Origin of the sequence: Actinophytocola sp., from assembly GCF_050699915.1 — a bacterium.
Classification (GTDB): Bacteria; Actinomycetota; Actinomycetes; order Mycobacteriales; family Pseudonocardiaceae; genus Actinophytocola.
Map to the genome: position 1 here is coordinate 1 of NZ_JBOHGA010000224.1, position 9,707 is coordinate 9,707.

The window sequence follows — 9,707 nt, forward strand, 5'->3', positions numbered from 1 at the left end:
GTGCCGCCGTGTCGCTGACCGGCCGGCTCGCCGGGCTCGACGCGGCGGCCCGCCGCGCGGCCGTGCTCGACCTGGTCCGCGCGAAGGTGGCCGCCGTGCTGGGGCACGCGACACCGTCCGGAGTGGACGCCGAGCAGGCGTTCCAGGCGCTCGGCTTCGACTCGCTGACCGCGGTGGAGCTGCGTAACGCGTTGAGCGCGGAGACGGGGCTGACGTTGCCGGCGACCGTCACGTTCGACCAGCCGACCGTGTCCGCGTTGGCGGAGTACCTGCTGGCGGAGCTGTTCGACGAGCACCCGGTGACGGACGAGCCGGCCGCGGTGGCCGTGTCCGACGACCCGATCGTGATCGTGGGCATGGGCTGCCGGTACCCGGGCGGCGTTTCCGGACCGGAGGACCTGTGGCGCCTGGTCTCCGACGGCGTGGACGCGGTCACCGGCTTCCCCGCGGACCGGGGCTGGGACCTCGATGCCCTGTACGACCCGGACCCGGACCACACCGGCACCTCCTACACCCGCTCCGGCGGCTTCCTCCAGGACGCCGGCGAGTTCGACGCCGAGTTCTTCGGCCTCAGCCCCCGCGAGGCCCTGGCCACGGACGTGCAGCAGCGGCTGTTGCTGGAGGTGTCCTGGGAGGCCGTGGAACGTGCGGGCATCGACCCGAAGTCGTTGCGCGGCAGCCAGACCGGGGTGTTCGCCGGCGTCATGTACGGCGACTACGCGTCGCTGCTGTCAGCCGAGTTCGAGGGCTACCAGGGCAGCGGGAGCGCCGGGAGCGTGGCGTCGGGACGAGTCGCGTACACGCTCGGCCTGGAGGGTCCCGCGGTCACTGTCGACACCGCGTGCTCGTCGTCGCTGGTCGCCCAGCACTGGGCCGCTCAGGCGTTGCGGTCCGGGGAGTGCTCGCTCGCCCTGGCCGGTGGCGTCACCGTCATGTCGACCCCGACCGCGTTCGTGGAGTTCTCCCGCCAGCGTGGGCTCTCGCCGGACGGGCGGTGCAAGGCGTTCGCCGACTCGGCCGACGGGGTCGGCTGGGCCGAGGGTGTCGGCATGCTGGTGCTGGAGCGGCAGTCCGATGCGATCCGCAACGGACACCGCATCCTCGCGGTCGTGCGCGGCTCGGCAGTGAACCAGGACGGCGCCTCCAACGGGCTCACCGCCCCCAACGGGCCCGCCCAGCAGCGGGTGATTCGGCAGGCCTTGGCGCAGGCCGGTCTGTCCACTTCGGACGTCGACGTCGTGGAGGCGCACGGGACCGGCACGCGGCTGGGCGACCCGATCGAGGCGCAGGCCCTGCTCGCCACCTACGGCCAGCACCGCGACACGCCGATGCTGCTCGGCTCGGTGAAGTCCAACCTCGGCCACACCCAGGCGGCCGCGGGGGTCGCCGGTGTGATCAAGATGGTCGAGGCCATGCGGCACGGGCAGGTGCCGCGCTCGCTGCACATCGAGGACCGGTCGTCGCATGTGGACTGGTCCGCCGGCGCGGTGGAGCTCGTGACCGACCAGACGACCTGGCCCGAGACCGACCGGCCGCGGCGGGCGGCCGTCTCGTCGTTCGGGATCAGCGGCACCAACGCGCACGTCGTACTCGAACAGGCTGCCGCTGCGGCGACACCCGCGCTCCCGGAGCCCGGTGCGGTCCCGTTGGTGCTGTCCGGCACGACCCCGGACGGTGTCCGCGGGCAGGCGGCACGGTTGGTGTCGCACCTCGTCGACCATCCGGACCTCTCGATGGCCGACGTCGGCTACTCGCTAGCGACGTCGCGAGCGAACTTCGCGCATCGCGCGGCCGTGGTGGCCGAAGACAACGAGACCGCGCTGGCGCGGCTCCGCGCGCTCGCCGCGGGCGACGTTACGGCCGCGGTGTCGGGGTGTACCGGGTTCTTGTTCGCCGGCCAGGGTTCGCAGCGGTTGGGCATGGGCCGCGGTCTGTCGGAACGCTTCCCTGCCTTCGCCGAGTCGTTCGACTCCGTCCTCGCCGAGCTGGACCCCGGACTGCGAGACGTGATGTGGGGCGAGGACGCCGATGCGTTGCACCAGACCGGCTGGGCGCAGCCCGCGATGTTCGCGTTCGAGGTGGCGCTCTTCCGGCTGGCCGAGTCCTGGGGGATCCGGCCGGACTTCCTGGTCGGGCACTCGGTCGGTGAGATCGCCGCCGCACACGTGGCCGGCGTGTTCTCCCTGACCGACGCGACCACCCTGGTGGCCGCCCGCGCTCGGCTGATGCAGGCCCTCCCGGCGGGTGGCGCGATGGTGTCCTTGCGCGGCACCGAAGACCAGGTGCGCCCGATGCTCACCCAGCGGGTCGACATCGCGGCGATCAACGGACCCACCTCGATCGTCATCGCCGGCGACGAGACAGCGGTGCTCGCGATCGCCGAGCGGTTCGAGCAGGCCAAGCGCCTACGCGTCTCCCATGCCTTCCACTCGCCGCTGATGGATCCGATGCTCGACGAGTTCCGCGAGGTCGTCGCCGGGCTGGCCATCCACGAGCCGTCGATTCCCATGTTGTCTCCGGTGGACGATCCGGACTACTGGGCTCGCCACGTCCGTGACACGGTCCGCTTCGGCGACCACCTCCACCAACTGGCGGATGTCTCCCGTTTCGTGGAGATCGGACCGGACGCCACGCTCACCGCGATCGCTCGGGAGACACACGAAGGCGTCGTCGTGCCGCTGCAACGCAAGCAGCATGACGAACAGCACGCCGCCGTCGCAGCGCTCGGACAGCTGTACGCCTCTGGTGTCGAACCCGACTGGCCGGCTGTGTTCCCCGGCGCCCGCCGCGTCGACCTGCCCACCTACGCCTTCCAGCGCCGGCGCTACTGGCCGAGGCCGACGAGGCGGCCCACCGGTTCCTCGATGGCGCACCCCGTGCTCGACGCGACGGTCGACCTCGCGGACGGCGGCACCGTGTTCACCGGGCGGCTGTCGGTGGCCGACCAACCCTGGCTGGCCGACCACGTCGTGCACGGCGCGACCCTTGTGCCCGGCACCGCGTTCATCGAGCTCGCCGTCCGGGCGGGCGACGAGACGGGGTGCGGCCGGGTCGCCGAGCTGACGCTGGCCCGGCCGCTCGTCGTGGGCGACGGCACGGTCGACCTCCAGGTCTGGGTGGGCGCCGCAGCCGAGACCGGCGACCGGCCGCTGACGATCTCCTCCCGTCCGACCGGCGGGGCGCAGGAGCCGTGGACCCGCCACGCGACCGGCCTGCTGGCGACCGCCGAGCAGCCGACCGCGCCCGACACTGCACAGTGGCCGCCCCCGGGCGCGCGGCCGATCCCGCTCGACGACTTCTACCCGCGCCGCGCGATCGAGGGCTTCGAGTACGGGCCGGCGTTCCAGGGCCTTATCGCCGCGTGGACCGTGGGGGAGGACGTCGCCGCCGAGGTCGAGCTGTCGACAGCTGGCGACTTCGCGCTGCACCCGGCTCTCCTGGACGCCGCCCTGCACGCGGGCCCGTTCCTCGACCTTCCCGAGCGCGCTGTCCCGTACGCCTGGGAGGGCGTGACCGTTCACGCGGCCGGTGCCACCTCGCTGCGGCTGCGGCTCGCCAAGACCGGGCCGGACACCCTGTCCGTCGCGGCCACCGACGGCACCGGGGCGCCGGTCGCGTCGATCGGCTCGCTGACCGTGCGCGAGGTGTCGACAGAGCAAGCCCGAGCCGGCGGGCGGGACTCGTTGTTCGCCGTGCGCTGGACACCGCTGGCGACCGATCCCGGGACGCGCATCGAGTACGACGTCGAGCCGGTCACCACGGGCGGCTCCACGGTCGACGCCGCCCACGCGGCGACGACCATCGCGCTGGGTCGCGTCCAGGAACGGCTCGCCGCCGAGCAGGCCGCACCACTGGTCTTCCGTACCCACGGCGCCGTCGGCGGTGCCGATCCGGCAGCGGCCGCGGTGTGGGGTCTGGTGCGTGCCGCCCAGGCCGAGCAGCCCGGCCGGTTCGTCCTCGTCGACACGGACGACACCGAACCCTCCCGCGCGGCGCTGGACGGCGCGGTCGCCTCGGGCGAACCGCAGCTGTCCATCCGGGACGGTGAGGTGCGGGTCGCCCGTCTCGCGCGGATCACGCCGGAGGCGGCGCCCGCGTGGGAACCCGGCGGCACGGTCCTGATCACCGGCGGCACCGGCGGGCTCGGCGGACTGCTCGCCCGGCATCTCGTCACCGAGCACGGCGTACGCGCCCTCGTCCTCACGAGCCGGCGCGGTCCCGACGCACCGGGTGCGGCAGAGCTCACCGACGAGCTTGCCGGCCTGGGCGCCGCCGTTCGCGTGGTGGCGTGCGACGTCTCGAGCCGGGACGCGGTGGCGGCCCTGCTGGCCGAGGTCGACGTGTCGGCGGTGATCCACGCCGCGGGTGTCCTCGACGACGGCGTGCTCGGCTCGCTCACGCCGGAGCGCATGGCGACCGTGCTGCGCGCGAAGGTGGACGCCGCGTGGCACCTGCACGAGCTGGCCGGCGACCTCGACGCGTTCATCCTGTTCTCCTCGCTGGCCGGCACGCTCGGCACGGCCGGGCAGGCAAGCTACGCCGCGGCGAACGCCTTCCTCGACGCGCTCGCGGAACACCGGCGTGCCAACGGGTTGCCGGCGGCGTCGCTCGCGTGGGGGCCGTGGACGTCCGGCATGGCCGGCACACTCGGCGACGAGGACCGCGGACGGCTGACCCGCCTCGGCACCTCACCGCTGTCCGACGACGACGGTCTCGCCCTGTTCGACGCCGCCCTCGGCTGCGCCGAGCCGGCCACGGTGCCGGCCCGCCTCGACCTCGGCGCGCTGCGCGCACTTGACGACCTCCCGCCGCTGCTGCGCGGACTGGTCCCGTCCCGGCGGACCGCGCGGGCGGGCACTCTCGACCTGGCGGGCCGCCCCGCCGCGGAACGGGTGCGGATGCTCACCAACCTGGTTCTCGGCGAGGTCGCCCAGGTGCTGCATCACGAAGGCACCGGCGCGCTCGACCCGGAACGCGCGTTCCAGGAGCTCGGGTTCGACTCGCTGACCGCGGTGGAGCTGCGCAACCGCCTCCACACGGCCACCGGGAAGCGGCTTGCCGCCGGTGTGGTGTTCGACCACCCGACGGTGTCCGCGCTCGCCCGGCATCTCGACGGCGAGCTGTTCGGCTCGACGACCACCGAGGTTCCGGACACACCCGGGCCCGTCGCGACCGACGACCCGATCGTGATCGTGGGCATGGGCTGCCGGTACCCGGGCGGCGTGTCGTCGCCGGAGGACCTCTGGCGACTGGTCGACGACGGGGTGGACGCGGTGTCGGGCTTCCCGGCCGACCGCGGTTGGGACCTCGACGCCCTGTACGACCCGGATCCCGAGCGCCTCGGCACCTCCTACACGCGGGAGGGCGGGTTCCTCCACGACGCCGCCGCGTTCGACGCCGCGTTCTTCGGGCTCAGCCCGCGCGAGGCGCTCGCCACCGATGTGCAGCAACGCCTGCTGCTGGAGGTGGCGTGGGAAGCCGTGGAGCGGGCGGGCATCGCCCCGACCTCGCTGCGCGGCAGCCGGACCGGGGTGTTCGCGGGTGTCATGTACAACGACTACGGAAACCTGCTGTCCGGCGGTGAGTTCGAGGGCTACCAGGGCAACGGGAGCGCCGGCAGCGTGGCGTCGGGTCGGGTGGCGTACACGCTCGGGCTCGAGGGTCCGGCGGTCACTGTCGACACCGCGTGTTCGTCGTCGTTGGTCGCCCTGCACTGGGCGGCGCAGGCGCTGCGCAGCGGGGAGTGCTCGCTGGCGTTGGCCGGTGGCGTGACGGTGATGTCGACTCCCGCCGCGTTCGTGGAGTTCTCCCGCCAGCGTGGGCTCTCGCCGGACGGGCGGTGCAAGGCGTTCTCCGATTCTGCCGACGGGGTCGGCTGGGCCGAAGGCGTCGGCATGCTGGTGTTGGAGCGTCAGTCCGACGCGGTGCGCAACGGACACCGCATCCTGGCGACCGTGCGCGGCTCGGCGGTCAACCAGGACGGCGCGTCCAACGGCCTGACCGCGCCCAACGGTCCCGCGCAGCAGCGGGTGATCCGGCAAGCCCTGGCACAAGCCAATCTGTCCACTTCGGACGTCGACGTGGTCGAGGCGCATGGCACCGGGACGCGGTTGGGTGACCCGATCGAGGCCGAGGCGTTGCTGGCGACCTACGGTCAGGAGCGCTCGGCGCCGTTGCTGTTGGGGTCGGTGAAGTCCAACATCGGGCACACCCAGGCCGCCGCCGGCGTGGCGGGCGTGATCAAGATGGTCGAGGCGATGCGCCGCGACCACCTGCCCCGAAACCTGCACGCCGACGCTCCGTCGTCCCATGTGGACTGGTCGGCCGGGTCGATCGAGCTGCTCACCGATCGGGCGGCGTGGCCCGAGGTCGAGCGCGCGCGGCGGGCCGCCGTGTCGTCGTTCGGGATCAGCGGCACCAACGCGCACGTCATCCTCGAGCAAGGACCGGCCGTCGAGGACGCCCCCACCGAGGCGGCCGGTCCTTCCCCGTTGGTGCTCTCCGCCAAGACACCTGACGCGCTCCGTGGTCAGGCCGAACGCCTTCGGAACCACCTCGCGGCCCAGCCCGACCTCTCGCTGGCCGACGTCGCCGGGTCGCTGGCGACGACCCGCGCCGCACTCCCGCACCGTGCCGCCGTGTTGGCCGACGACCCGGCGCCGGCCCTCGCCGCACTGGCCTCCGGCCAGCCACACGCCGACGTGCTCACCGGGTCACCGCGGCCCGGCCGCACAGGGTTCTTGTTCGCCGGTCAGGGTTCGCAGCGCTTGGGCATGGGCCGGGACCTGTCCGAGCGGTTCCCGGTATTCGCGGAGTCGTTCGATGCGGTGCTCGCTGAGCTGGATCCGGGGTTGCGGGAGGTGATGTGGGGCGAGGACGCCGATGGGCTGAACCAGACGGGCTGGGCGCAGCCCGCGCTGTTCGCCTTCGAGGTCGCGCTGTTCCGGCTGATCGAGTCCTGGGGCGTGACACCGGACTTCCTAGTCGGCCACTCCATCGGCGAGATCGCGGCCGCGCATGTGGCCGGTGTGTTGTCGCTGGCCGACGCTGCCCACTTGGTGTCGGCACGTGCCCGGCTGATGCAAGCCCTTCCTGCGGGTGGGGCGATGGTGTCGTTGCGTGCCACCGAAGGCCAGGTCCGCTCATTGCTGACCGAGCAGGTGGGCATCGCCGCGGTCAACGGACCCGCTTCGATCGTGATCTCCGGTGATGAGGCTGAGGTGCTGGCGATCGCCGAGCTGTTCGGGCAGACCAAGCGGTTGCGTGTCTCGCATGCGTTCCACTCGCCGCTGATGGATCCGATGCTCGACGAGTTCCGAGCCATCGTCGAAGGCCTGACCTTCCATGAGCCGACGATCCCGATGCTGTCCCCCGTCGACACACCGGACTACTGGGTCCAGCACGTCCGTGACACTGTCCGCTTTGCCGACCAGCTTCAGCAGTTGGCCGAGGTCAGCCGCTTCGTCGAGGTCGGCCCGGACGGCACGCTCGCCGTCATCGCCCAGGAGACCCACGACGGCGCTTTCGTTTCGCTGCAACACGAGACCGCGGTCGGTCGGCTGTTCGTCGCCGGCTTCGACCTGGATTGGACCGCAGTCCTCCCGGACACCCGCCGGGTGGACCTGCCCACATATGCCTACCAGCACGAACGGATCTGGCCGGCCCCGGCCGGCCACCCGCTGCTCGGCGGCGCGGTCGAGCTGGCCGGCTCCGACGGTGTGGTGTTCAGCGGCCGGATCTCGGCGCGCACCCACCCCTGGCTCGCCGACCACGTCGTCATGGGCTCGATGCTGCTGCCCGGCACGGCGTTCGTGGAACTGGCGTTGCGGGCCGGCCGGCACGTGGGGTGCGCGCGGCTGGACGGCCTCGTCCTGGCGGAGCCGCTGGTGCTCCCCGACGAGACACCCGTGCACCTCCAGGTCCGGGTCGGCGAACCCGACGACAACGACGACACCGGTCGGCGCCCGGTCACGGTCTTCTCCCGGGTGGCCGACCAGGAGTGGACGCCGCACGCCACCGGCACCCTCGCGCCGGCCGGACCACCACCGGCGGCCGGCCCGCGGGAGTGGCCGCCGGACCACGCGGAACCGGTCGACCTCGACGGCTTCTACGACGAGCGCGCGGCGGCCGGGTTCGACTACGGCCCGGTGTTCCAGGGGCTCACCGCCGCCTGGCACGCCGGGGACGACATCGTCGCCGAGGTGCGCGTGTCGGAGGCGGGCGAGTTCGGGCTGCACCCGGCGCTGCTCGACGCCGCGCTGCACGCCGCGTCCCTGTTCGGCCTCGCCGAGCGGAGCGTGCCGCTGGTCTGGGACGGCGTGGCACTGCACGCCACAGGCCGCACGAGCCTGCGGGTGCGGCTCTCGCGGACCGGGGCGGACACGATCCGCATCACCGCCTTCGACGAGTCGGGCGATGTGGTGGCGGAGGTCGAGTCGCTGACCGTCCGGGCGCTCCGCGCCGACCAGCTCGCGGCCCGGACCGACGACCTGTACCGCACCGACTGGGTCACCGCACCCGCCGTGGCCGGCCGGCCCGCACACGTGCGCACCGACGGAGCCGGCCTCGCCGCCCTGGAAACCGTGCCCGACGTGGTCGTGGTGGAGGTCTGCGGGGACGGCCCGGTCGTGCCGGCCGCGCACGACGTCGCCGGCCGGGTGCTCGGGCTGGTGCACGACTGGCTGGCCGAGCCGCGGTTCGCGCACGCCCGCCTCGCCATGACGACTCGCGGAGCGGACCTCGCCGCGTCCGTGGCCTGGGGCCTGCTCCGGTCCGCGCAGACCGAGCACCCCGGCCGCTTCCAGCTCGTCGACACCGACGGGACGGACGCCTCCGCCGCCGCCCTGCCCGCCGCCATCGGCCTCGACGAGCCACAGGTGCGGCTGCGCGACGGCGTGGTCCGCGTGCCCAGGCTGGCCCGGGTCCGAGTACCGGGGGAGCGGTACGCCTGGAACCCGGACGGCACCGTCCTGGTCACCGGTGGCACCGGCGCGCTCGGCAGGCTCGTCGCCCGCCACCTCGCCGGCGAACACGGCGTGCGGGACCTCGTGCTGACCAGCCGCCGCGGGCCCGACGCACCGGGTGCCGCGGACCTCGTCGCGGAGCTGACAGAGCTCGGCGCGCACGCCAAGGTTGTGGCGTGCGACGTCGCCGATCGCGACGCGGTGGCCGCGCTCCTGGACGCGGCACCGGTGTCGGCGGTCGTGCACGCGGCCGGCGTCCTCGACGACGGCGTCCTCACCGACCTCACGCCCGACCGTGTCGACGCCTTGCTGGCGCCCAAGGTGGACGCCGCCTGGCACCTGCACGAGCTGGCCGGCGACCTCGACGCGTTCGTGCTGTTCTCCTCGCTCGCGGGCACGCTCGGCGGCGCGGGCCAGGCCGGCTACGCCGCGGCGAACACGTTCCTCGACGCACTCGCAGAGCACCGGCGAGCCAACGGGCTGCCCGCCATCTCCCTGGCCTGGGGTCTGTGGGCGGACGGCATGAGCGAGTCACTCGACGACGCGGACACCCGGCGGCTGGCCCGCGCCGGCGTCGTCGCCCTCCCCGCCGAGAACGCCCTGGCGCTGCTGGACACAGCACTGTCCACACCGGACTCCGTCGTCGTGCCCGCTCGGCTGGACCTCGCGGGCATCCGCGACCGGGGCGAGCCGCCGCACCTGCTCCGCGGCGTGGTCCGGCCCGCCGCCCGCCGCGACCTCGCG

At 73.5% G+C, this 9,707-nt stretch carries 1 pseudogene; it reads left to right on the top strand.

Annotated features, from left to right (window positions below):
* Window positions 1-11: 11 nt before the first annotated feature.
* Window positions 12-9,707 (top strand): annotated as a pseudogene (locus ACRDSK_RS27860) (SDR family NAD(P)-dependent oxidoreductase); the annotation flags it as partial.